The 23,842-nt window shown below is 62.7% G+C and carries 21 protein-coding genes, 1 other RNA gene and 1 pseudogene; 15 read left to right on the top strand and 8 right to left on the bottom strand.

Annotation, left to right across the window (positions count from 1 at the left end; genetic code table 11):
* Positions 1-168: 168 nt before the first annotated feature.
* The 3 genes from X727_RS150195 to X727_RS150205 all read right to left on the bottom strand — a co-directional run bounded on the left by X727_RS150195 (position 169) and on the right by X727_RS150205 (position 4,731).
* Positions 169-2,037, bottom strand: a complete 1,869-nt coding sequence (locus X727_RS150195) for an extracellular solute-binding protein (RefSeq protein WP_023682036.1) — start codon at positions 2,035-2,037, stop codon at positions 169-171.
* Positions 2,037-3,914 (bottom strand): extracellular solute-binding protein, encoded by a 1,878-nt coding sequence (locus X727_RS150200; protein WP_023682035.1) that lies wholly within the window; start codon positions 3,912-3,914, stop codon positions 2,037-2,039. The genes X727_RS150195 and X727_RS150200 overlap by 1 nt, the downstream gene beginning before the upstream one ends.
* Before the next feature lie 151 nt (positions 3,915-4,065).
* Complete coding sequence (locus tag X727_RS150205; protein ID WP_023669512.1) at positions 4,066-4,731, bottom strand: cytochrome c family protein; 666 nt, start codon at positions 4,729-4,731, stop codon at positions 4,066-4,068.
* A gap of 193 nt (positions 4,732-4,924) precedes the next feature.
* Here X727_RS150205 and X727_RS150210 point away from each other — a divergent pair, with 193 nt between their 5' ends.
* The gene (locus X727_RS150210) at positions 4,925-5,650 is read left to right on the top strand and encodes a 3-deoxy-manno-octulosonate cytidylyltransferase (protein ID WP_023669513.1); all 726 of its coding nucleotides are present in this window, start codon (positions 4,925-4,927) and stop codon (positions 5,648-5,650) included.
* Positions 5,651-5,673: 23 nt separating this feature from the next.
* Complete coding sequence (locus X727_RS150215) at positions 5,674-6,537, top strand: prephenate dehydratase (RefSeq protein ID WP_023682034.1); 864 nt, start codon at positions 5,674-5,676, stop codon at positions 6,535-6,537.
* Between the two features lie 6 nt (positions 6,538-6,543).
* Here the strand turns inward: X727_RS150215 and X727_RS150220 are convergent, their stop codons facing one another.
* The 3 genes from X727_RS150220 to X727_RS150230 form a co-directional block, all read right to left on the bottom strand.
* A complete protein-coding gene (locus tag X727_RS150220) occupies positions 6,544-6,849 on the bottom strand; it encodes a Dabb family protein (protein ID WP_023669515.1) in 306 nt (101 codons plus the stop codon).
* A gap of 75 nt (positions 6,850-6,924) precedes the next feature.
* A complete protein-coding gene (nudC, locus tag X727_RS150225) occupies positions 6,925-7,866 on the bottom strand; it encodes an NAD(+) diphosphatase (RefSeq protein ID WP_023712582.1) in 942 nt (313 codons plus the stop codon).
* A 35-nt stretch (positions 7,867-7,901) separates the two neighbouring features.
* Complete coding sequence (locus tag X727_RS150230) at positions 7,902-8,321, bottom strand: HIT family protein (protein ID WP_023682032.1); 420 nt, start codon at positions 8,319-8,321, stop codon at positions 7,902-7,904.
* Between the two features lie 157 nt (positions 8,322-8,478).
* Here X727_RS150230 and ffs point away from each other — a divergent pair.
* The 12 genes from ffs (at position 8,479) to X727_RS150285 (ending at position 20,189) form a co-directional block, all read left to right on the top strand.
* Positions 8,479-8,575: signal recognition particle sRNA small type (gene ffs / locus X727_RS1000000166505), an RNA gene on the top strand.
* Positions 8,576-8,779: 204 nt separating this feature from the next.
* Complete coding sequence (locus X727_RS150235; RefSeq protein ID WP_023745254.1) at positions 8,780-10,591, top strand: DNA polymerase III subunit gamma/tau; 1,812 nt, start codon at positions 8,780-8,782, stop codon at positions 10,589-10,591.
* Positions 10,592-10,622: 31 nt separating this feature from the next.
* Complete coding sequence (locus X727_RS150240) at positions 10,623-10,946, top strand: YbaB/EbfC family nucleoid-associated protein (protein ID WP_023669519.1); 324 nt, start codon at positions 10,623-10,625, stop codon at positions 10,944-10,946.
* 218 nt (positions 10,947-11,164) lie between these two features.
* Positions 11,165-12,133 carry a cell wall hydrolase gene (locus X727_RS150245; protein WP_023834335.1) on the top strand — a complete coding sequence of 323 codons (969 nt, stop codon included), beginning with the start codon at positions 11,165-11,167 and terminating at the stop codon, positions 12,131-12,133.
* Between the two features lie 97 nt (positions 12,134-12,230).
* A complete protein-coding gene (gene recR / locus X727_RS150250) occupies positions 12,231-12,836 on the top strand; it encodes a recombination mediator RecR (protein WP_023823774.1) in 606 nt (201 codons plus the stop codon).
* A gap of 194 nt (positions 12,837-13,030) precedes the next feature.
* Positions 13,031-14,308, top strand: coding sequence for a lytic murein transglycosylase (locus X727_RS150255; RefSeq protein ID WP_023745257.1), 1,278 nt, complete (start codon positions 13,031-13,033; stop codon positions 14,306-14,308).
* 263 nt (positions 14,309-14,571) lie between these two features.
* Positions 14,572-16,215, top strand: coding sequence for an ABC transporter substrate-binding protein (locus X727_RS150260; protein WP_023682026.1), 1,644 nt, complete (start codon positions 14,572-14,574; stop codon positions 16,213-16,215).
* A 19-nt stretch (positions 16,216-16,234) separates the two neighbouring features.
* Complete coding sequence (locus X727_RS150265; protein WP_023669524.1) at positions 16,235-17,302, top strand: ABC transporter permease; 1,068 nt, start codon at positions 16,235-16,237, stop codon at positions 17,300-17,302.
* The gene (gene nikC, locus X727_RS150270) at positions 17,299-18,219 is read left to right on the top strand and encodes a nickel transporter permease (RefSeq protein ID WP_023745258.1); all 921 of its coding nucleotides are present in this window, start codon (positions 17,299-17,301) and stop codon (positions 18,217-18,219) included. The genes X727_RS150265 and nikC overlap by 4 nt, the downstream gene beginning before the upstream one ends.
* Positions 18,220-18,229: 10 nt before the next feature.
* On the top strand, positions 18,230-19,066 hold the full coding sequence (locus tag X727_RS150275) for an ABC transporter ATP-binding protein (RefSeq protein ID WP_023669526.1): 837 nt from the start codon (positions 18,230-18,232) through the stop codon (positions 19,064-19,066).
* Positions 19,063-19,812, top strand: coding sequence for an ABC transporter ATP-binding protein (locus X727_RS150280; RefSeq protein WP_023669527.1), 750 nt, complete (start codon positions 19,063-19,065; stop codon positions 19,810-19,812). Before X727_RS150275 ends, X727_RS150280 begins: the two co-directional genes overlap by 4 nt.
* A gap of 38 nt (positions 19,813-19,850) precedes the next feature.
* On the top strand, positions 19,851-20,189 hold the full coding sequence (locus X727_RS150285; RefSeq protein WP_023696743.1) for a DUF2185 domain-containing protein: 339 nt from the start codon (positions 19,851-19,853) through the stop codon (positions 20,187-20,189).
* Positions 20,190-20,201: 12 nt separating this feature from the next.
* Here the strand turns inward: X727_RS150285 and X727_RS1000000166500 are convergent.
* Positions 20,202-20,985 (bottom strand): annotated as a pseudogene (locus X727_RS1000000166500) (efflux RND transporter permease subunit); the annotation flags it as partial.
* 195 nt (positions 20,986-21,180) lie between these two features.
* On the opposite strand from X727_RS1000000166500, the gene X727_RS150295 reads away from it, so the two are divergent.
* Positions 21,181-22,458 carry a 4-aminobutyrate--2-oxoglutarate transaminase gene (locus tag X727_RS150295; RefSeq protein ID WP_023738174.1) on the top strand — a complete coding sequence of 426 codons (1,278 nt, stop codon included), beginning with the start codon at positions 21,181-21,183 and terminating at the stop codon, positions 22,456-22,458.
* A 122-nt stretch (positions 22,459-22,580) separates the two neighbouring features.
* Here X727_RS150295 and X727_RS150300 read toward each other — a convergent pair whose 3' ends face one another.
* Positions 22,581-23,834 carry an FAD-dependent oxidoreductase gene (locus X727_RS150300; protein WP_023834334.1) on the bottom strand — a complete coding sequence of 418 codons (1,254 nt, stop codon included), beginning with the start codon at positions 23,832-23,834 and terminating at the stop codon, positions 22,581-22,583.
* Between the last annotated feature and the right edge of the window lie 8 nt (positions 23,835-23,842).

Below are 23,842 nucleotides of genomic sequence, written 5' to 3'. Positions count from 1 at the left end.
TCACCCTCCCCCTTGTGGGGAGGGTCGATCCGCGAAGCGGAGCGGGGTGGGGGTAGTCTCGATCCGGCGTACGCCGTCACACCCCCACCCCGGTTCGCCATTCGCGCTGCGCACGAAGTGCTCACCGACCCTCCCCACGAGGGGGAGGGTAAAGTGCCGCGCAACAGCCTACCCTTTGCCAATTTTTGCCGCCTTGCCCTTGTCGACCCACCACAGCGCTTCGACCGGGAAGTCGAAATCGGGTTTCCGCTCGGGAAAACCGAACATGTCCCAATAGGCGCTTCGATGATTCGCCAGGAACCAACTTGGAATCCAATCCCTCCGTGCACGCAAGACCCGGTCGAGCGCGCGCATGGCAATTGTCAGGCTTTCGCGACCCTCGGCGGCACCTGCGGCGTCAACCAGGGCGTCGATGGCCGGGCTCGACGTTCCCGGCAGATTGCGAGAGCCCGATACGGTAGCTGCTCGCGAATGGAAAATGGTTTCGAGGTCGTCACGGGTTGGCGTCGCCGGAAACGAGGCCGCGACCGAGACGAGGTCGTAGTCGAACGAATTCTGCCGCAGCTGATATTGCGCGGCATCCACCAGCCGGATCGAGGCATCGATGCCGACCGCCTTCATGTTTTCGACCCAGGGCGAGTAGACCTGTTCGAAGACTTCGTCGTCGACAAGAAACTCTGCGGACAACCGACCACCCTTGTCGTTCACGACGAAATTGCCGGACCGTTTCCAGCCGGCCTCGGCCAGAAGCTTGGCCGCCTTGCCAAGCAACTGCCGGTCGCGGCCGGAGCCGTTCGACGCGTCCTGGATCACGGCTTCGCCAAAAGCCTCGGCGGGAATCTGCTCACGCAGCGGCTCAAGAAGAGCCAATTCTTGTGGCGACGGTCTGCCCTCGGCGCGAAATTCGGATTTCTCGAAGCAGGATTGCGAGCGCTCATAGGAACCGTAGAAGAAATTGCGCCGCGTCCATTCGAAGTCGAAGCAGAGCCCGATCGCCTGCCGCACGCGCGAGTCGCGAAACTGCTCGCGCCGCTGGTTGACGGCGGTGCCCTGCATCGAAGGCACCGTTTCGGCCGGGAATTCGTGCTTCACCACCTTGCCGGCAGTGAACGCTGGGAAGTCGTAGCCGGTCGCCCAGACGCGCGAGGTGAATTCCTCCCTGTAGAGGATTTCTCCCTTCTTGAACGCTTCGAAGGCAACGCTACGGTCCTGATAGAACTCAACGCGGATCCGCTGAAAATTGTTCTGGCCGCGATTGACCGGCAGGTCGTTGCCCCAATAATCAGCCACACGCTCATATTCGATCCAGGCCCCTGCCGACCAGCGACCGACCTTGTAGGCGGCTGACCCCAACGGCGGGTTCATCTGCGAGGAATCGAACGGGTTGGCCGTGTAGAACGCCTTCGACAGGACCGGGAACTCGACGACGTTGAGGATGGTGCGGCTTGTCTGCTTGCCGGAAAACCTAAGCTGCAGCGTGTGGGCATCCACGGCAATCGCGTCATCCAGATGCGTTAGCGGCAGGGAATAGTACGGGTGCCCCTTGTCCTTGAGCAGCTTGAAGGTGAAGGCGGCATCCTCTGCCGTCAATGGCGTGCTGTCATGGAAGCGGGCCTGCGGGCGCAGCGAGAAGGTGAAGTCGTTGCGGTCGTCGGAAATCGTCACGCTGTCAGCGATCAGCCCGTAAACGGCGTCAGGTTCGTCGTACGCTCTCACCATCAGTGAATCGAAGCACATCTCCGTGCGCTGGGGCGAATCGCCTTTGGGAACGAACGAATTCAGCGTGTTGAAGGTCAGCGGCGTCTGGTTGGCAAGCCAGTTGCGCGGCAGGAAGTTGAAGACGCCACCTTGCGGCGCATCGACATTGACATAGTCGAAATGAGTGAAGTCCGGCTTGTATTTGAGGTCGCCGAAAGCCGACAGTCCATGCAGTTTCACGCCGGTTGGGCTGGCGGCGAAAGCCTTGCCCGGCAGCAGCGCAGCAACGGCCGCGGCGCCACTGAGGGCCAGGAAATCGCGGCGAGGGAGCCCCGCCATCAATTGCTGCCCTTGTACTTGGCGGCCAGGGCCTTTTCCTTGTCCGCATCGATCCACCAGGAATCGATATCGGCGCCACGGTAGCCGGGCTGCTTTTCCGGGATGCCGAACTTGTTCCAGTAAGCCAGCCACACAACGGCGCGATAGTATTGCGGCACCACATAGTAATTCCACAGCAGCACGCGATCGAGCGCATGGGTGGTGGCGACGAGGTCATCGCGATCCGTGGCAAAAATGATGCGGTCGACAAGGGCGTCAACGACCGGGTTCTTGATGCCGGAATAATTGCGCGATGCCGGTGTGTCGGCGGCCTTGGAGCTCCAGAAATCGCGCTGCTCGTTGCCGGGCGATTCCGACTGTTGGAGCTGTCCTGTGATGACGTCGTAATCGAAGTTTCTGACGCGGTTGGTGTACTGGCTCGGGTCGACGATGCGCAGTGTTGCATCGACGCCGATCTTGCGCAGATTGGCGATCCAGGGGCTGGAAATGACCTGGTCGGTTTCATTCGAGCCTAGGATTTCAAACTTGAATGGCTCGCCGGTCTTGGCGTTGACCATCTTGCCGCCCTTGATCACCCAGCCGGCCTGGGCGAACAGGTCGACCGCCTGCTTCAGATATTTGCGCTCCGCCTGCGGCGAATCGTAGACCGGCAACTTGAATTCCTGGGTGAATACTTCCGGCGGCAGCTTGTCGCGGTACTTCTCCAGGATCTCCAATTCCTTGCCTTGCGGCAAGCCGCTGGAGGCTAGGTCCGTGCCCTGGAAATAGCTGTGGGTGCGAGTGTTGAAACCGAAGAACAGCGTGCGGTTCATCGATTCGAAATCGAACGGGTAGGTGAGCGCGGCCCTGACCAGACGATCGGCAAACAACCTATGTCTCTGGTTGAGCATGAAAGCCTGCATCGGCTCGGGCGAGGTGGTCTTGAACTCCTGCTTGATCACATCGCCGGCCTTGATCGCCGCGAAATCATAAAATGTCGCCCAGCGCTTCGAGCTGTTTTCCGGCTTGATATCGTCGAGGCCACCTTTCTTGAACGCCTCCCAGGAGGCGTTGTCGTCAAGAATGTAGGTGAAGTGCTGCGTGTCGAAATTCTCCCGGCCGATCTTCACAGCCAGCTTGGCGCCCCAATAGTCGGGGACGCGCTGCCAGACGATTTCCGACCCCGCCTTGAAGCTGGCGATCTTGTATGCAGCCGAGCCCAGCGGCGGCTCCAGCGTCCCCTTGGTGATGTCGCGCTTCTTGCCATTGTCGTCGGTGCCTTCCCACCAATGCTTGGGCAGCACGACAAGGTCGCCGAGGATCTTGGGCAGTTCGCGATTGCCCTTCTGGTCGAAGTGGAACTCGACCTCACGGTCCGAGACAGCGACGGCGTCGGTGACGTTTTCGAAATAGCGGCTGTACATCGGGCTGTTGGCCTTCAGCACCTGGAACGACCAGATCACGTCGTCAGTGGTGATCGGCTGTCCGTCATGCCATTTCGCCCGTGGGTCGAGCCGGTAGGTGGCCGAGGAATAGTCGGTAGGGTACTTGTAGGCATCGGCGATGAGCGGGTGGCTGACGCTGCCTTCGTCAGTCGCTTGATCCATGAGCGTGTCGTAGAGCAGGCCGCCGCCAAATGGCTGCAGGCCGGCCGCCGGCGAGCCCTGCACGACGTAGGGATTGAAGCTGTCGAACGTGCCGGAAACGACCGAATTGTAGGTACCGCCCTTCGGTGCATCCGGATTCACATAATCGTAGCGCTGGAAGTTCTCGCCATATTTGGAGGGGCCGATCAGCGAAGAGGTGGTGTGCCATTCCTGGGGGAAGGATGCCTGCAGGCCGCCTGCGAGGGCGCCCACAACCAGAAAGGACCTCAGAAGCGTTCGGCCAACCGTCATGCGTTCTCCTCGTCGCGATGCCCGGCAATCCTAAATGATTTGACGCCGGTGAAAACCGCCATGCGGCGGCTTTGTCGCCGCATATGCGATTTTCCTAACAAAAAGCCGGGCTGAACCCGGCTTTTTTGAGGTCATGGAGATGACAATTCGGTTATTTGGCGGGCGCCGGTGCCGGCGTCGCAGGGGCTGGAGCTGCACCTTCAGCCGGCTTGGCCGGAGCGGCACCCTCGGCCGGCTTGGCCGGCGCCGTTGCATCGGCGGCGGCACCTGGCGTCGGCAGCGGCTTCGGGCTATCCGACAGCGTGCGCAGATAGGCAATGACGTTGGCGCGGTCCTCGTCCTTCGGCAGGCCGGCAAAGCCCATCGCCGTGCCCTTCACGAATTTCTTCGGCGAGGTGATGAAGTGGTTGAGATTGTCATAGGTCCACTTCTCGGCGCCGCCCTTGGAAAACTCCTTCATGCCGGCCGAATAGGCAAAGCCCTCATGCTCGGCGACGGGGCGGTCGACGATGTCCCAGAGATCCGGGCCGACCTTGTTGGGGCCGCCTTTTTCGCCGGAATGGCAGGCCTGGCATTTCTTAAAGACGGCCGCACCTTGCTCGACATTGGCGGTGGCCAAAAGGTCGGCGATCGGCTTCGCCTCTGCTGCGGGTCCGGCGGCGCCGCCTTCGGCAGGCTCCGTCGCCTCGATGGCAAAGCCGGGTTTTTCCGGCGCCGGCGAGGCAAACAGGGCGTCGGACACCAAACCGACCGAGAAGACGACGAAACAGGTTCCAAGCAACCCGGCGAGCAGTTTGTTGACTTCGTTGGAATCCATACGCCCCAGGGCTCCCTTTTCCGGCGGACCTCTCCGTCCACTCCGTCCGTCGGTATCGTGACCCACCCCGTCGAGCCGGTCAAATCGGGCGGAAACTAGGTCTTTTGCTTGGGCGTTGCAACACCTATAAGGGCGCTTCCAGTGAGACCTTTTGCCACTTTCCCCATCCTCTTTCGAACGCCTTGCAACCTCGATGTCCACGCTCATCCTGATCCCGGCCCGCATGGCCTCGACGCGCCTGCCGGGCAAGCCGCTGGCCGACATAGCCGGCGCGCCGATGATCGTCCATGTCGCCCGCCGCGCCGCTGAGGCTGGGCTTGGCCGGGTAGTGGTGGCAACCGACACGCGCAACGTGGCCGAAGCGGTGCGCGCGCACGGTTTCGAGGCGGTGATGACGCGCACCGACCACGAATCCGGTTCCGACCGTATCTTCGAGGCGCTGACCGCCCTCGACCCCGATCGCAAGGTCGAAACCATCGTCAATGTGCAGGGCGACCTGCCGACCATCGATCCCAAGATCATCGGTGCGGCGCTGAAACCGTTCGAGGACGCTGCGGTCGACATCGCCACGCTCGGCGTCGAGATCGTCCGCGACGAGGAAAAGGCCAACCCCAACGTCGTCAAGATCGTCGGTTCGCCGTTGTCGGCGACGCGGCTGAAGGCGCTCTATTTCACCCGCGCCACCGCGCCCTGGGGCGAGGGGCCGCTCTATCACCATGTCGGCCTCTACGCCTATCGGCGCTCAGCCCTCGAACGCTTCGTCGCGCTAAAACCTTCGCCGCTCGAACGGCGCGAGCGGCTGGAGCAGTTGCGGGCGGTGGAGGCCGGTATGCGCATCGATGCCGAGATCGTGCAATCGCTGCCGCTGGGCGTCGACACGCCGGAAGACCTCGAACGCGCCCGACAAATTCTTTCCTGAGACCTTCAACCTGAGATATCGGCATGCCTGACAAGACCAACAGAATAGCCTTCCAAGGCGAACCGGGCGCCAATTCCGACACCGCCAGCCGCAACATGTTCCCTTCGATGGAGCCGTTGCCGTGCCCCACCTTCGAGGATGCCTTCAACGCGGTCGAGACCAACAAGGCCGACCTCGCCATGATCCCGATCGAAAACACCATCGCCGGCCGCGTCGCCGACATTCATCATCTCTTGCCGGAATCGAAACTCCACATCGTCGGCGAGTATTTTCTGCCGATCCACTTCCAGCTGATGGTGCTGCCAGGCGTCAAACGCGAAGAGATCAAGACCGTGCACAGCCATATCCATGCGCTGGGACAGTGCCGCAAATACATCCGCAAGAACGGTTGGAAGCCGGTGATCGCCGGCGACACGGCGGGCTCTGCGAAGCTGGTCTCGGAGCTCAAGGACCGCACCATGGCCTCGCTCGCCCCGGCGCTAGCCGCAGAACTCTACGGCCTCGACATCATCGAGAAGAACGTCGAGGACACGGATTCGAATGTCACCCGCTTTGTCGTGCTGACCAAGGACAAGCGATTGGCCGAACGGCCCTCGGCCGACACCAAGATGATGACGACCTTCATGTTCCGTGTCCGCAACGTGCCGGCTGCGCTCTACAAGGCAATGGGCGGTTTCGCCACCAACGGCGTCAACATGACGAAGCTGGAGAGCTATCAGTTGGGCGCCTTCACCGCGACGCTGTTCTACGCCGATATCGAGGGCCATCCCGACGATCCACTGGTCAAGCTGGCGCTGGACGAACTGCGCTTCTTCTCGCGCGAAGTGCGCATTTTGGGTGTCTATCCCGCCAGCGAGTCGCGCGAGCAGTGGAAGGTCGCGGACTAAGGTTCCCTAAACCAGCAGGGTCAGCGGCACATAGTCGATTTCCATGAAGGTTTCGACTTCCGGGATCCAGCGGTCGCGCACGAAGGCAACGTGGTCGGGATGCTCGTTATATCTGGTGTAGGCGGCCTGATCGACGAACTCCATCGAGAAGCCGAAGTGATAGTCGTTTTTCGGGCTGACTTGCCGCAGCGGCTCGAAATGGGTGACGCCCTTGATTGCGCTGAGAATGCGCTTGGCATCGGAGAGGAACCGCTTTTCCTCCAGCGAGTACTGCGGGTGCTTCAGGGTGAAAACCACGGTGTGACGGATCATTTTTTGCTCCCGTTAAGCAATTCCAGGAAAAGTGTGAAGCGGTTTTCCGTCCGGAATTGCGTAAAATAACAAGTCTTATTCGCTGTCGACCCAGGCGCGGATCAGATGATGCGCGATCGCGCCTTTCGGCGGCGTGACCAGATTGTCCTTGTGCGTCCTCTCCAGCATGGAACGCACCTCGTCGCGAAAAAACCAGCGGCAATCTTCCAACTCGTTGAGATCGGCCTGGATGTCGTCATTGAGCGGTTCGCCGAAACAGCCGATCATCAGCGAATAGGGGAACGGCCAGGGTTGGCTGGCATGGTAGACGACGCGGCCGAGCCGGATGCCGGCTTCCTCCAGCGTTTCGCGGCGCACCGCCGCCTCGATCGTCTCGCCCGGCTCGATGAAGCCGGCAAGCGCCGAGTACATGCCGGGCCCGAAATGTCGGCCGCGGCCGAGCAGGCATTTTTCCCGCGTCGCCGTCAGCATAATCGCCACCGGATCGGTGCGTGGAAAGTGCTCGGTGCCGCAATTTGGGCAATGGCGCTTGTAGCCGCCGGCCCGCATTTGCGATTCATGGCCGCATTTGCTGCAGAAGCGATGGGTGGCATGCCAGGCAAGCAGGGCGGCGCCTTGCGCCAGCGCGCCCGCTGCCGCCTCGTCGATCAGCCCCTGCATATAGACCGAGCGATAATCGATCGCCTTCATGGTCTCCGGCAGCTGTTCGGGATCGAGGCCGACCGGCACGGCAAGGACCGGGCCGCTCTCGGCAAAGCCAAGCAGCACGCCTTGTGCGAGTGATGGCTGCAGCTTCTGGCCCTCAGCCAGATCGAACCAAGGGTCGAAGCTGCCATCGTGCAATTTCAGATACAGCCGTCCGCCATGCATCGGCAGAAGACGTGCCGAGGGATCGGCCAACGCCCTTTCGACGGAATCGTCGGCGCGGTTCTCGGATTGCCGATCAATCGTGTTTCCGGCGAAGCCGACGAACTGGCTCGGTTCGCGCAAGGGCGCGTCAAAAAGGCGAAAGGTCATGGAAGCTCGAACGTCTAGGGATGGACACAGGCGGCTTATAGCGCCGCCTTGATCTGTTGCGCAAACTGGCGGATGCCTGAACGCTCATAGGGCTCGCGCATGCCGTGCCCCCACACCGGCCCCGGCCAGCCCGGATCGCCTTCCGAGCGGGCGATGACGTGGACATGCAATTGCCGAACGATGTTGCCGAGCGCGCCGGTGTTGATCTTGGTGCAGCCCGTGGTTCTTTTCAGCGCCTGCGCCACCATGTTGGTTTCGAACGTCAACATCGCCTGGTCGAGCGGCGTCATGTCGTGGATTTCTTCGGCCCCCGGCCGCTGCGGCACCAGGACCAGCCATGGCCAGCGGCTATCGTTCATCACCCTGAGCTCGCACAGGCCGAGCCACATCAGCTGCTCGCTATCCGCCTCCAGCCTGGAGTCGAGCGTGAATCCGGCCTTGAGGCCCGGTAGCATTGGCGTTTCCCTTGCGCTTCTCGCATTATTCCCAAACTCATGACGCTAGAGCGGCTGCACGGGGGCTGCAAGCGATTCATTGAGCGGCGGAGTTCACGGGCATCCGATTCTCAATGCACCCTTGCATTTGATCGATGAATTGCCGATATGGAACGCGGGAGGTTGGTGGTGGACGATCCACTCGCCAACCGGGTCAGGTCCGGAAGGAAGCAGCCCTAACGAGCCCGGAACGGGTCATTGTTCCAGCCTCCCACCTCATCGGCCCCTCTCGCGACATTGACGACGCATTGCAGCGCAGGCGAGACTATTGGAGCAATTCCAGGGAAAGTGTGAGCGGTTTCCCGTCCGGAATTGCGTTAAAGCAAAGGGTAGAGCGGTTTGCCGTTTCAGAAAACGGTGAAACGATCTAGCAGGAATCGGCTACGCTGAGACGCGGCCTTTTGGAGCTTTACGGGCGAATGAGCGAAGCCGGAAATTCGGACCCCGAAAACCTGGAGAAGCAAAAGGCCGTCGCCTATCGCGTGCTGGCGCGCAAATATCGTCCGTCGAATTTCTCCGAACTGATCGGCCAGGAGCCGATGGTCCGCACTTTGACCAACGCTTTCTCCACAGGCCGCATCGCCCAGGCCTGGATGCTGACCGGCGTGCGCGGCGTCGGTAAGACCACGACGGCGCGCATCCTGGCGCGGGCGCTCAACTACAAGACGCCGACGGTCGACCATCCCTCGGTCGACCTCGCCCTCCTGGGCGAGCACTGCCAGGCGATCATGGAAGGCCGCCATGTCGACGTCATCGAGATGGACGCCGCGTCGCATACCGGCATCGACGACATCAGGGACATTATCGAGCGCGTGCGCTATGCCCCGGTGTCGGCGCGCTACAAAGTCTACATCATCGACGAAGTGCACATGCTCTCCACCCAGGCCTTCAACGGCCTGTTGAAGACGCTGGAAGAGCCGCCCCCGCACGTCAAATTCATCTTTGCCACCACCGAAATCCGCAAGGTGCCGATCACCGTGCTGTCGCGCTGCCAGCGTTTCGACCTGAGACGCATCGATGCCGGCGCACTGGTCGCGCATCTCGCCTCCATTGCCGGCAAGGAAGGCATATCGGTAGACGACGACGCGCTGGCGATGATCGCGCGCGCCGCCGAAGGCTCGGCCCGCGATTCGCTCTCCATTCTCGACCAGGCAATCGCCCATGGCGGCGGCGCCGTCAGCGCCGAAGCGGTGCGCGCCATGCTGGGTCTCGCCGACCGCGCCCGCATCGTCGACCTGTTCGAACATGTCATGAAGGGCGATGTGGCGGCCGCCCTTGCCGAATTCCGCAACCAGTACGACACCGGCGCCGATCCGGCTGCCGTGCTGACCGATCTGGCCGAATTCAACCACCTCGTCACCCGGCTGCGCTTCGTGCCGACGGCTGCCGACGACGCTTCCCTGTCCGAGGATGAGCGCCGCCGCGGCGCCGACTTCGCCAGCACGCTGTCGGTCAAGGTTCTGTCGCGAACCTGGCAGATGCTCTTGAAAGGCATTCCCGAGGTGCAGTCGTCCAACCGACCGGTCAGCGCCGGCGAGATGGTGCTGATCCGGCTGGCGCATGCCGCCGACCTGCCGACGCTGGACGAGGCGTTGAAATCTCTGGAGAGCGGCGCTCCGGCGTCCGGTGGTGCGTCACGCCCGAATGGTGCGCCGGTAAATGCCGGCAATGGCGGCGGCGCCAGCGCGGTAGCGCAGACCCGGATGCCGTCCGGGCCAGCCGGTGCGCAAACCATGCGATTGGTCGACGCGCCCCCGGTCGCCTTTGTCGCGCCTCCGCAGCCGGTCGTCGAGCCGCAATCGCCGCCGCTGAAATCGCTGGCCGATATTGTCGCTCTTGCCGACGCGCAGCGTGACATCGCCTTCAAGGTGCTGGTCAAGAGCTGTATTCGCCTGGTGCGCATCGAGCCCGGCCGTATCGACGTCGGCCTGACCGCCGATGCGCCCAAGATGCTGCTCAACGACTTGACGACGAAGCTGCGCGCCTGGACCGGCCGCAACTGGCTGGTGTCATTGTCGAAGGAAGAGGGCGGCCAAACGCTGGCCGAGATGGAATCGACCAGGCGCGAGACTGCTTTCTCCGACGCGAAAAGCGATCCGGCTGTGGCCGCCATCCTGGCGCGCTTTCCCGGCGCCAAGATCATCGACGTGCGCATTCCCGACGCGCCGGAAGTCGACACCGACAAGGCCGAAGCGCCGGTCGAGCCGCCGCCGGACGACGACGAAACCTGACCATAGCCACGAATCCGCAAAGGACCCGACCATGAAAGATCTTCTCGGCCTGATGGGCAAGGCGAAGGAAATGCAGGCCAAGTTCCAGGCCATGCAGGACGAGATCGCCACGATAGAAGCAAGCGGGCAGGCCGGAGGCGGGCTGGTCAATGTCACGCTGACCGGCAAGTTCGAGATGAAGTCGCTGAAGATCGATCCGTCGCTGTTCAAGGAGGACGAGGTCGAGATCCTCGAAGACCTGCTGCTTGCCGCTCACAATGACGCCAAAAATAAGGTCGAGCAGATTATGCAGGAGAAGACCAAGGCGCTGACGGCAGGCTTGCCGATCCCGCCCGGAATGAAATTGCCGTTCTGAGCCGGCTCCAACCAGTTAATTGATTATGAAGGGAAATCGGCTGCGGAGGCTGTCGTTAAGACTTTCTCCGGCTTTGCTCACGCGGACATATCCGGCCATTTATAAAGTTTTACCTATGCTGCACGAAAGCTAATCCTTTAGCCATCTTTTTGCCTTTAAGAGTCTCATTCTTGCCACATCTCGGGGCGGGCTGGCATCTGGACAATGAGGCATTTTTGTTGATCGCGACGCGATGGAAGACGCCGCTTCTGCTCGGCATCATCTTCTCCCCTATGTTCCTGGCGGGTTGCAGCCAGACCACGTCTTCGCATGGCCTGTCGGTCGCCAGCCTGACCGACGCCATCACGCCCAGCTTCCTTTCGACGCGCGCCTACCGCAACACGCCGAAGGAGAAGGAATGCCTGGAGCGGGCGATGTTCTTCGAGTCCAACCGCTCGAGCCGTGACGGCATGATCGCCGTCGGCACGGTGGTGATGAACCGGCTGCGCTCCGGCAATCATGGCAGCACCATTTGCCAAGTGGTTGGCGAACCGGGCCAGTTCGCGCCCGGCGTGATGACGCGGGCGATGAATTCGAAAGCGATGCCCGATGTCGAGGAGGCCGCCGATGCGGTGCTCAAGGGCGAGCGCAAGGCCAAGCTGAAGAACACGATGTACTTCCACACCGCCGGACTGAGGTTCCCCTACAAGAACATGCATTACACCATGGTTGCCGGCGGCAACGCCTTCTACGAGAAGCGCGGTCGCAACTGGCAGCCGCTGCCGGATGAATCCACGACCATGGTTGCCTCGGCGCAGCCGCGCGCGCCTGTGCCTGAAGCGCCGGTGCAGGTTGCCTACGCCGAGCCGGTGGTGAAGACCATTGTCCGTCCAGATCCTGCCAAGCAGGCCGCGGCGGTTCGCGCAGCCAAGGCGACACGTGCCCCGGCCGAGCAGACCTATGTGACGGCTTCCGCGGCGCCCGCCAAGAGCGTCCGCATCGCCGCCAAGCAGACGGAGGTGGCGATGCAGGAGCCGATGGCCGAGCCCGATGCCTCGCGTTTCGGCGGCACGCTGAACGCCCGCTACATCACCTCGGTTCCATCGGCAACGCAGGAAGCGTCGATGGGCTTCCAGTCGACGCCTGAGAACACCGACGCTATCGGCGCGATGATTATCGACCAGACCCGGCCAGCGTCAGCTTACTGACGCCTAAAACAGTTTCCAAGCCCGCCATGGCAGCATGGCGGGCTCGGTGCGTATGCGGCATGTTTCAAAGCGCGCGGAAAAATCCTAGATCAGTGCGATGTCGAAGCGAATCGCCGGTCCCGAGATCGAACGCCTGATCCAGCTCCTGGCCAAGGTGCCGGGACTAGGGCCGCGTTCGGCCAGGCGTGCGGCACTGCACCTCATCAAGAAGAAGGAGCAGCTTTTGTCGCCGCTCGCCGCCGCCATGGCTGAAGCCGCCGACAAGGTGCGCATCTGCACGATCTGCGGCAATGTCGATACCTCCGACCCTTGCATGATCTGCACCGATCCGCGCCGCGATGCCTCGACGCTGATCGTCGTCGAGGATGTCTCCGACCTCTGGGCGCTGGAGCGGGCGGCGGCCATGAATGTGCGCTACCACGTGCTCGGCGGCACGCTATCGCCGCTCGACGGCATCGGCCCCGACCAGCTCAACGTGCGCTCGCTGGTCGACCGCGTCGCCGGCGGCGAGGTGAAGGAGGTGATCCTCGCCGTCAACGCCACGGTCGAGGGCCAGACGACGGCGCATTATCTCACCGACCAGCTCTCGGGTTTCGAGATCAAGGTCACCAGACTTGCCCATGGCGTGCCGGTTGGCGGCGAGCTTGATTATCTGGATGAGGGTACGCTGGCAGCCGCGTTGCGATCGCGGACGGCGTTTTGACGCAATTGGCGGGCAGGATGTGCGACATGAAAGCTTCGCATTCTTCGAGGTTTGCGCCAAACACCCCCCTCTGTCCTGCCGGACATCTCCCCCTCAAGGGGGGAGATCAGCAGCTTCTCGGGCGGCATTCTTCTTTCAACGCTGGTGGTTGGCGAAAACCGAAGCGACAGCCAATCTCTCCCCTTGTGGGGGAGATGTCCGGCAGGACAGAGGGGGGCGCGACAGAAAGCGGACCTTTCCGATTGGCGCTCGTTGCGCTTCTCGCATCCCTTGTTGCCCTGCTTTTTGTAGCCCCCGCCTCCGCCGCCAAAATCGACGACCAGTTCCGCGCCTGGCTGCAAACCGATCTCTGGCCGGAAGCCCAGACCAAAGGCATCTCCAAATCCACCTTCGACGCCGCTTTCGACGGCGTGAAGCCGAACCTCAAACTGCCCGACCTCGTTCTGCCCGGCGAAAAGCCCAACACGCCGCAGAAGCAGCATCAGGCGGAGTTCGGTTCGCCCGGCGCCTATTTCGCCGAAAAGACGGTGCGCGCCGTCACGTCAGGTGGGCGCACGCGCGAGGCGGCCAACGCCAAGACGCTGGCTGCGATCGAAAAGCGCTACGGTGTCCCGGGCGAGATACTGTTGGCGATCTGGGGCCGCGAGACCGGCTTCGGCGCGGCGAAAATGCCCTACGACGCTTTCGAGGTGCTCGGCACCAAGGCCTTCATGTCGACCAAGAAAGACTTCTTCCGCACCGAGGTGCTGGCGGCGCTCGAGATCGTCGAGCATGGGTTGGCGCCGGTCGGCGCCATGAAATCGTCCTGGGCCGGCGCGCTCGGCCAGCCGCAATTCATGCCGACCTCGTTCCTGAAGCACGCCGTCGACTACGACGGCGACGGCCACCCCGACATCTGGAATTCGACGCCTGATGTGCTGGCCTCGATCGCCAACTATCTCGTCCACTATGGCTGGGGGAAGGGGCGTGGCTGGGGCTTCGAGGTGACGGTTCCGGAAAGCGTTTCCTGCTCGCTCGAAGGTCCCGACCAGGGCAAGAAGATCTCAGCCTGGGCGGCGATGGGAATCAGCCGTGTCGGCGGCAAAGCCTTTCCGGCCAACGAACTGAAGGCGGAAGGGTTCCTTTTGATGCCGGCCGGACGCAGCGGTCCGGCCTTCATCGCCACGCCGAATTTTTACGTGTTGAAGCAATACAACACCAGCGACCTCTACGCCCTGTTCATCGGCCATGGCGCTGACCGCATCGCCCATGGCGATGCTGATTTCGTCGGCAGCTGGGGTGCGGTCGGCGGCCTGCATCGTTCCGACATCGCCGCGCTTCAACAGGCGCTGGAGGCCAAGGGCTACGATGTCGGCAGCGCCGACGGCCTGCCCGGCTTCAAGACCCGCCGCTCGATCGGCAGCTGGCAGGAAAAGAACGGCCGCCCCGCCACCTGCTTCCCCGACGCCGATCTGGTTGCTGCCATCAAGTAGCACCGAAAAGAGCAGATTTTTCCCCATCGGCGGCTGCAATTGGCTCGCCCATGCTTCGACGCGCACAGCATATTCCGGTCCAGTATGCCGGCTCGCAAAAATGCCCGTTGCCGGTTGGAGGGCTGCCGGATAGGGTGTTGACCAACTGGAAAAAAATCAACACGGTATTGGGTCTAACGGTCGTCCTCCGGCCGCGAAAAAGATTACTGCAGCCTGAGCCGGGAACTCGGGGTCAACAATCAACAAAACAGGGAACAATCATCATGATGATGGAAAAGTTTGCTCTACGTTCGCGCGTCTGGCTCGCAGGTGCTGCCATGTCCGCTCTGCTCATAGGCGTTGCGCCCGCCTTCGCCGTGACGCCCGCCGACACGCTGGTCGAAGGTTTCGCCATCGACGACATCATCTCCATGGATCCGGGCGAGGCATTCGAACTGTCGACCGCCGAAGTCACCGGCAACACCTATGATCTACTGGTCCGCCTCGACCTCAGCGACACCTCCAAGGTCAAGGGCGACCTTGCCGAGAGCTGGACCGTTTCCGACGACGGTCTGGTCTATACGTTCAAGCTCAAGCCCGGCCTAAAGTTCGCTTCGGGCAATCCACTGACCGCCGCCGATGTCGCCTATTCCTTCGAGCGCGCCATCAAGCTGGACAAGCCGCCGGCATTCATCATCAACCAGTTCGGCATCAGCGGCGACAATGTTGCCGACAAGGCCAAGGCCGTCGACGATACCACCTTCCAGTTCACCGTCGACAAGGCCTATGCGCCGAGCTTCGTGTTAAACTGCCTGTCGGCAACGGTCGCTTCGGTCGTCGACGCAAAGCTGGTGAAGGAACATGTCGCCGCGGTGACGCCGAGTGCCGACTACAAATGGGACAACGATTTCGGCAACGCCTTCCTGAAGACCGGTTATGCCGGCTCCGGCGCCTACAAGCTGCGCGAATGGCGGGCCAATGAGGTCGTCGTGCTCGAGCGCAACGACAATTACAATGGCGAGAAGGCCAAGCTCGCGCGCGTCATCTACCGCAACATGAAGGAGAGCTCGGCGCAGCGCCTGGCGCTCGAAGCAGGCGACATCGACGTTGCCCGCAACCTCGAGCCGAACGATCTCGACGCCATCGCCAAGAATGCCGATCTCACCACGACCAGCGCGCCGAAGGGCACGGTCTTTTACATCAGTCTCAACCAGAAGAATCCGAACCTCGCCAAGCCCGAGGTTCGCCAGGCGTTCAAATATCTGGTCGACTACGATGCGCTGAGCACGACCATCCTCAAGGGCATTGGCGAGATCCACCAGACCTTCCTGCCCAAGGGCGTGCTGGGCGAACTGGACGAAAATCCGTTCAAGTTCGACGTCGCCAAGGCCAAGGAACTGCTGACCAAGGCCGGCCTGGCCGACGGCTTCAGCGTAACCATGGATGTACGCACGGGACAGCCGACAACGGGCATGGCGGAATCGATCCAGCAGACGCTTGGCCAGGCCGGCATCAAGCTGGAAATTATCCCGGGCGACGGCAAGCAGACGCTGACCAAATACCGCGCCCGTAATCATGACATCTATATCGGCCAGTGGGGCCAGGACTATTTCGATCCGAACTCCAACGCCCAGACCTTTGCCTCAAACCCGGACAATTCGGATGAAGGCAAGACCAAGACGCTGGCCTGGCGCAATGCCTGGGACATCCCGGACCTGACAAAGCAGACCGAAGCAGCCTTGCTGGAGAAGGATGCCGGCAAGCGCGCCGATATGTACAAGAGCCTTGAAAAGACGATCCTCGACACCAGCCCCTTCGTCATCATCCACCAGCAATTGGAAGTGGCAGGCCTGCGCAAAAACCTGAAAGGCTTTGCGCTCGGTCCGAGCTTCGACACCAACTTCGTCGGCCCGGTCTCCAAGGAATAGCGCCGGCGGACGCGCCCTGATGAGCGCGATTGAAAACCAGGCGACGGCGGGGCAGGGAAGCGCCCGCGCCGTCGCTATCTTGTTGGCGATCGGCCGCTTCCTGGTCATCGCCGTCACCACCTATCTCGGCCTGCTCGCGGTGACCTTTTTCATCGGCCGCGTCATCCCGATCGATCCGGTGCTGGCGGTGCTCGGCGACCGCGCACCGGCCAATGTCGTCGAGCGCACCCGCCGCGAGATGGGGCTCGACCTGCCGTTGATCGAGCAATTCTATATCTATCTCAAGCATGCGCTGAACGGTGATTTCGGCACCTCTGTGCTGACCACCAATCCTGTGATGACCGACATCCGCCGTGCCTTTCCGGCAACGATCGAACTGGCGACTTTGGGCACTTTGATAGGCTCGTTGATCGGCGTGCCGCTCGGCGTGCTGGCAGCGGTAAAACGCGGCAGTCTCATCGACCAGATCGTTCGCATTGTCGGCCTGATCGGCTATTCCGTGCCTATCTTCTGGATCGGGCTTTTGGGGCTTGTCCTGTTCTACGCCAAGCTCCAATGGGTGGCTTTTCCCGGCCGCCTCGACATCGTCTACGAGTACACATTCACACCGATCACCGGCTTCTACCTGCTCGACGCCGCGCTGCAGGGCCAGTGGGATGTCTTCTACGACGCTTACCGCCACATCATCCTGCCGGCAGGGCTGCTGGGCTATTTCTCGCTCGCCTATATCAGCCGGATGACGCGCTCCTTCATGCTGAACGAGCTGTCGCAGGAATACATCGTCGCCGCGCGCGCCAAGGGCCTGTCTGAAACGCGAATCATCTGGGGCCATGCGCTGCGCAACGCCGCGGTGCCGATGGTCACGGTGATCGCGCTGTCCTATGCCGGGCTGCTCGAAGGTTCGGTGCTGACCGAGACGGTGTTCTCCTGGCCCGGCATCGGCCTCTACATCACCAATTCGCTGCAGAACGCCGACATGAACGCCGTGCTCGGCGGCACCATCGTCATCGGTTCGGTGTTCATCGGCATCAATCTCCTGTCCGATGTTCTCTACAAGGTGCTCGATCCGAGGACGAAGACAGGATGAGCGCCGAAGCAATCCAAACGCGCCGCGATTGGCTGCTCAGCGATCGGCCGGCCTCGCGCATGCAGGCAAGGCTCGGCCGCGCCTACGTCGCTTGGCGGCGCTTTTCCGCCAACCGGCTGGCGTTTCTCGGCCTGCTCATCATCACCGCGCTGCTGCTGGTCGCCGCCTTTGCCGATGTGCTGGCGCCCTATTCGCCGACCATCGGCGATCTCAAGAACGCGCGGCTTTTGGCGCCGAGTGCGGCGCATTGGTTCGGCACCGACGATCTCGGCCGCGATATCTATTCGCGCATTCTTTTCGGCTCGCGCTGGACGCTCTACGTCGTCATTCTTGTCGCCGTCATCGCAGCCCCCATCGGCCTTTTGGTCGGCACCGTCGCCGGCTATGCCGGCGGCTGGACCGATGCCATTCTGATGCGCATTACCGACATCTTCCTCGCCTTCCCCAAGCTGATCCTGGCACTGGCCTTTGTCGCCGCCCTTGGCCCCGGGATCGAAAACGCGGTGTTGGCCATCGCCATCACCTCGTGGCCGCCTTACGCGCGAATTGCGCGGGCCGAGACGATGACCGTGCGCAATTCCGATTACATCAAGGCGGTGCAATTGATGGGCGCCTCGCCGTTCCGCATCGTGCTGCGCCACATCATGCCGCTCTGCATCTCTTCGCTGATCATCCGGGTGACGCTCGATATGGCCGGCATCATCCTCACCGCCGCCGGCCTCGGTTTCCTTGGCCTCGGCGCCCAGCCGCCGCTGCCGGAATGGGGCACCATGATCGCGTCCGGCCGTCGCTTCGTGCTCGACCAATGGTGGGTGGCCGGCGCGCCCGGCTTCGCCATCCTCATCGTCAGTCTCGGCTTCAACCTGCTGGGCGACGGCCTGCGCGATGCGCTCGATCCCCGGAGTGGCGACCAATGAGTGGTGACCAATGAGCGGTGCACTTCTCGATGTCGACGACCTGCGCGTCACCTTCCCGACTCGGACCGGCCTCATCCAGGCGGTGCGCGGCGTCACCTTCTCGCTCGGCCGAGAGCGGCTGGGCATTGTCGGCGAAAGCGGCTCCGGCAAGTCGCAGACCGGCCGCGCCATCATGGGGCTGACGCCGCCGCAGGCTCTGGTTTCGGCCAAGAAGCTCGCCTTGGACGGCATCGATCTTTTGGACATACCCGCCCGCCAGCGCCGGGCGCTGCGCGGCAAACGCATCGCCATGATCCTGCAGGATCCGAAATATTCGCTCGACCCGGTGATGAGCATCGGCCGCCAGATCGTCGAGACGCTGCGCACGCATGAAAAGGTCTCCAAGGCCGAAGCGCGCGAGCGGGCGCTGGCCATGCTGGAAGCTGTGCAGATCCGCGATCCCTCGCGTGTCTTCGACCTGCATCCGCACGAGGTGTCCGGCGGGATGGGCCAGCGCGCCATGATCGCAATGATGCTGATCGCCGGACCGGAACTGATGATCGCCGACGAGCCGACCTCGGCGCTCGACGTCACCGTTCAGCTCGATGTGCTCGGCATCCTCGACCGCTTGGTCAGTGAGCGCGGCATGGGTCTGATCTTCATCTCGCACGATCTGCGGCTGGTCGCCTCCTTCTGCGACCGCGTCATCGTCATGTATGCCGGCAAGGTGGTCGAGCAGCTCAAGGCGTCGGAGCTGCGCGACGCCCAGCATCCCTACACGCGCGGCCTGCTCAACTGCATGCCCAGGATCGGTTACGAACGCCACCCGCTGCCGGTGCTCGACCGCAAGCCGGAGTGGGCGGCATGACGCCAGCCATTTCGATTGAAGGGCTGGAGGTGGTGTTCGACCGTTTTCGCGCGCTGAAAGGGGCGAACCTCGAGGTGAAGTCCGGCGAATCCTTCGGCCTGGTCGGCGAGAGCGGTTCCGGCAAGTCGACGCTGCTCAAAGCCATTGCCGGCCTGGTGCCTGTCGCATCCGGTACTATCACGGTCAACGGCAAGACGCTGGGAGCGCGCCGCGACAAGGCTTTTTATCGCGAAGTGCAGATGGTCTTCCAGGACCCCTATGGTTCGCTGCACCCGCGTCAGACCGTCGACCGCCTGCTACAGGAGCCGCTCGCCATTCACGGCTTTGCCGATGGCGAGCAACGCATCCAGCGCGCCCTCGACGAGGTCGGATTAGGCAACGGTTTCCGTTTCCGCTACGCGCACCAGCTCTCCGGCGGTCAGCGTCAGCGCGTGGCGATCGCGCGGGCGCTCATCCTCGAACCGTCGATCCTGCTGCTCGACGAACCAACCTCGGCGCTCGACGCTTCGGTGCAGGCGGAAGTGCTCAACCTGCTGGAAGAGGTTCGCCGTCGGCGCAAGCTGACCTTCCTGATGGTCAGCCACGACCTCGCCATCATCACCCATATGTGCGAGCGCCTGATGGTGATGCAGAATGGCGAAGCGGTGGAGAACCTGACGGCGGGCCAGCTGATCGGGCACCGCGTGGAGAAGGATTACACACGCAATTTGCTTAGGGCGAGCGAGGGGTTTGTTCGGACGGCGTGAACTAGTTTCTTCCGCAGAATAATCGCTTGGGGAATTCCATGGAAGAATGGAAGTTTGCAGATCCGCCCAATGTCGCGGTGCTATCGGACAAGAGCATATTCAAACGGGGCGACTGGATCGCATACGTTGTGCATGAAGCTGACGATGACGAGAACTACAACGATGAAGGGGGCAGTTGGCAATTCTATAGCAGCGACTCTCGAGATTGGGATGAACGCGAGATAATGCTCGTTGGCCTGCAAGAGGTGGTGCAGCAGGATGAAAGCATCCTGGCATTGGCCGACTTGCCAAAAGGCTGGCATGCTTGGCGGACGTCAAAATCATCGCCATGGCAGCGAGCGAAATCGCGCCCCGAACCCTCTAACGATAACGAATGATCCGGCAAAGCCTTAAGCGGGGTCTTGCGCCAGTTCGCCGTTCTCCGGAACAGATGGTTCGTCCCCCTGCTTAGGCTCCTTGATCCTGAACCACGTCACATAAAGCGCCGGCAGGAACAGCAGCGTGATCGCCGTGCCGGCGATGATGCCGCCCATCATGGCGTAGGCCATCGGGCCCCAGAACACTTCGCGCGCGATCGGGATCAGCGCTAGGCTGGCGGCCGCGGCCGTCAGCGCGATCGGCCGCATGCGGTGCTCGGTCGCTTCGATCACGGCTTCCCAGCGGTCTTGGCCCTCGGCCACCAGATCCTCGATCTGCACGATCAGGATCACCTGAGTTGCGGATCAGGATGCCGATCAGCGCCAGGACGCCCAGAATGGCGACGAAGCCGAGCGGTGCGCCGCTCGGCACCAGGGCCGCGACCACGCCGATCAGGCCGAGCGGCGCCACCGCCACGACCAGGAACAGGCGCTGAAAACTTTGCAACTGGATCATCAGGATGGTCGCCATCACGAACAGCATCAGCGGCACCACCGCTGCGATCGGTCCCTGGCTTTTGGCGCTTTCCTCGACCGAGCCGGCGGTTGCAACGGAATAGCCGGGCGGCAGTTTGGCGATGAAGGCGTTGACCGACGGCTTCAATTCGTTGACGACGGTGGCCGGCAGCACGTCGCCAACGAGGCCTGCGCGAACGGTGATCATCGGGATGCGGTTGCGCCGCCACACCGTCGGCTGTTCGAGGTCGTAGCGGAAGTTCGCCACCGCGGCGAGCGGGATCGCTTCGCCGTTCCCGGTGACGGGTGAGCTGTCACGGACTGCCCCTTACGTGTATCGGTCGGCTGGTTAAGACCGGTCTGTCGAAGTGGCCCGCATCGACGACAGGCCCAATCGCCCGGCGGCGGTGCCAACTTGAGGAAAACGTGAAATAAGGTCAGAAGAGGCCTTGGCATTCATCTAACGAGAACGGGCGTCGGCCCGATGAGGGACGAAATGAAGAACGCAGCCATTTCTGAGCGCAAGAACCAGTCGATCTCGCGCGGCGTCGGCATGACGACGCAGATCTATGCCGACCGCGCCGAGAATTCGGAGATCTGGGATGTAGAAGGCCGCCGATACATCGATTTCTCCTCCGGTATCGCCGTCGTCAACACCGGCCACCGCCATCCCAGGGTGATCGAGGCGGTCAAGGCACAGCTCGACCGCTTCACCCATACCTGCCACCAGGTCGTGCCCTATGAGAGCTATGTCAGGCTGGCCGAACGGCTGAACGGCATGCTGCCCGGCAAGTTCGAGAAGAAGACCATCTTCGTCACTACGGGTGCTGAAGCGGTCGAGAACGCCATCAAGATCGCCCGCAACGCCACTGGCCGCCAAGCCGTCATCGCCTTTGCCGGCGGCTTCCACGGCCGCACCTTCATGGGCATGGCGCTGACCGGCAAGGTCGTGCCCTACAAGGTCGGCTTCGGCGCCATGCCGGGCGACGTCTACCACGCGCCGTTTCCGGTGCCGCTGCACGGCGTGTCTACAGCCGATTCGCTGGTCGCACTCGACAAACTGTTCAAGGCCGATGTCGATCCGGCTCGCGTTGCCGCCATCATCATCGAGCCGGTCCAGGGCGAGGGCGGCTTCTACGACGCGCCGCGCGAATTCCTGACGGCGCTGCGCAAGCTCTGCGACCAGCACGGCATGCTGCTGATCGCCGATGAGGTGCAGACCGGCTTTGCCCGCACCGGCAAGATGTTCGCCATGGATCATCATGAGGTCGCGGCCGACATTACCACCATGGCGAAAAGCCTGGCCGGCGGCTTCCCGCTGGCGGCGGTCACCGGCCGCGCCGAGATCATGGATGCGCCCGGTCCTGGCGGGCTCGGCGGCACCTATGGCGGCAGCCCGATCGGTGTCGCCGCAGCACACGCCGTGCTCGACGTAATCGAGGACGAAAAGCTGTGCGACCGCGCCAATACGCTGGGCGCCCGGCTGAAACAGCGGCTGCAGTCGATCCGCGACGATGTGCCCGAGATTGTCGACATCAGGGGTCTCGGCTTCATGAACGCGGTCGAGCTCAACGACGTCAAGAGGGGCCTGCCGTCGGCCGAGATCGCCAATGCGATCCGGCTGAAGGCGCTCGACAAGGGGCTGATCCTGCTGACCTGCGGCGTCTACGGCAACGTCATCCGTTTCCTGGCTCCGATCACCATCCAGGACAATGTCATGAACGAGGCGCTCGACATTCTGGAAAGCTCGATCCGCGAAGTCTGCGCTGCCTAGCGCAAAACCCTACCTCCCCCTTGTGGGGAGGTCGGACCGCAGGTCCGGGTGGGGGGCCTCGCGCCGACCCCAACCCCGCTGCTTCGCAGCGACCCTCCCCACAAGGGGGAGGGTAAGTGCGTCTAGCCCGCAGCCCGTGCCGGCTCATCCTGCTGGAACGCTGCCAGTGCAGCCTTCAGCCCGTCAGGTCCCTCAGCAATCGTCTGCGCCATCGGCGAAAACCCGGCCCCGAGCATCTTGCGGCCCAGCATATGGTCGCCCGGCCTGTTGACGGATTCGATGCCGAGCAGCCGGCTTCCAGCATAGTGGTAGATCGAGAACTTGTTCTCAGCGAGGTCGCCCAGCACGACATGGCTGTCGCCGCCCGAGGTCAGCCCGACCATCTGCAGTTTCATGTCGCCGATGTCAGACCAGAACCACGGCACCGCCGCATAGGCGTCCGTATGGCCGGTGATCGTGCGTGCGGCAAGCCGCGCCTGGTCGGTGGCGTTCTGCACCGATTCCAGCCGCACGTCGCCGCCGGTCGACCAGTGGCGGTAGAAAGCGGCGTCGCCGATGGCCAGAATATCAGGCACTGAGGTGCGCATCTGTTGGTCGACGCGGATGCCATTGGCGACAGTCAGTCCGGCAGCCTGCGCAAGTTCGACATTCGGCACGGCGCCGATGCCGACGATGACCATGCGCGCGGGCAGCCTTTCGCCGGTGGAGGTGATGGCAGCGCAGACATGGCGGTTTTCCCCTTCCAGCCTGGCAATGGTGGTGCCGGTGAGGATACGCACGCCGATCGCCTCCAGCCGTTGGCGGACATGGCTCGCCACCACCGGCGCCACGGCGCGGCCAAGCAGCCGGTCGACAGCCTCGACCAGGGTGACGTTGCGGCCGGCGGCCCTCAGCGTTGCCGCGATCTCCAGCCCGATGAAGCCGCCGCCGAGGATGACCACGTCTTCGCTTTGGGCGCTGAGCGCGCGGATCAGCCGCGCATCGGCGATCGAGCGCAGCGACAGCACGCCCGAGAGGTCGGCGCCCGGCAGCGGCAGAAGCCGCGGCCGCGAACCGGTGGCCAGGATGAGCCGGTCGAACGGCAGCACGCCGCCGCCCGCTATGTCCAGCTTGCGGCCTGCCGTATCGATGCTGTCGATTCGGACGCCCGGCCTGAAGTCGATGGCGCTGCCGGTGTAAAAGGCCTCGCCGCGCAAGGGTTGCGGCTTGGCATCGGCGTCCTTGATGAAGGTCTTCGACAGCGGCGGCTTGTGATAGGGCAGATCGGTTTCGTCGCCGATCAGTATGACAGGCCCGTCATAGCCTTCCTCGCGCAGGCTGGCGGCCGCTTGCACGCCCGCATGACCCGCACCGACAATGACGACCCCGTTCTTCATCGCAACCC

It is taken from the genome of Mesorhizobium sp. L103C105A0, assembly GCF_000502215.1.
Lineage (GTDB): Bacteria > Pseudomonadota > Alphaproteobacteria > Rhizobiales > Rhizobiaceae > Mesorhizobium.
Note: the sequence above shows the minus strand (reverse complement) of the source record. Positions and strands in the feature narration are given on the sequence as shown.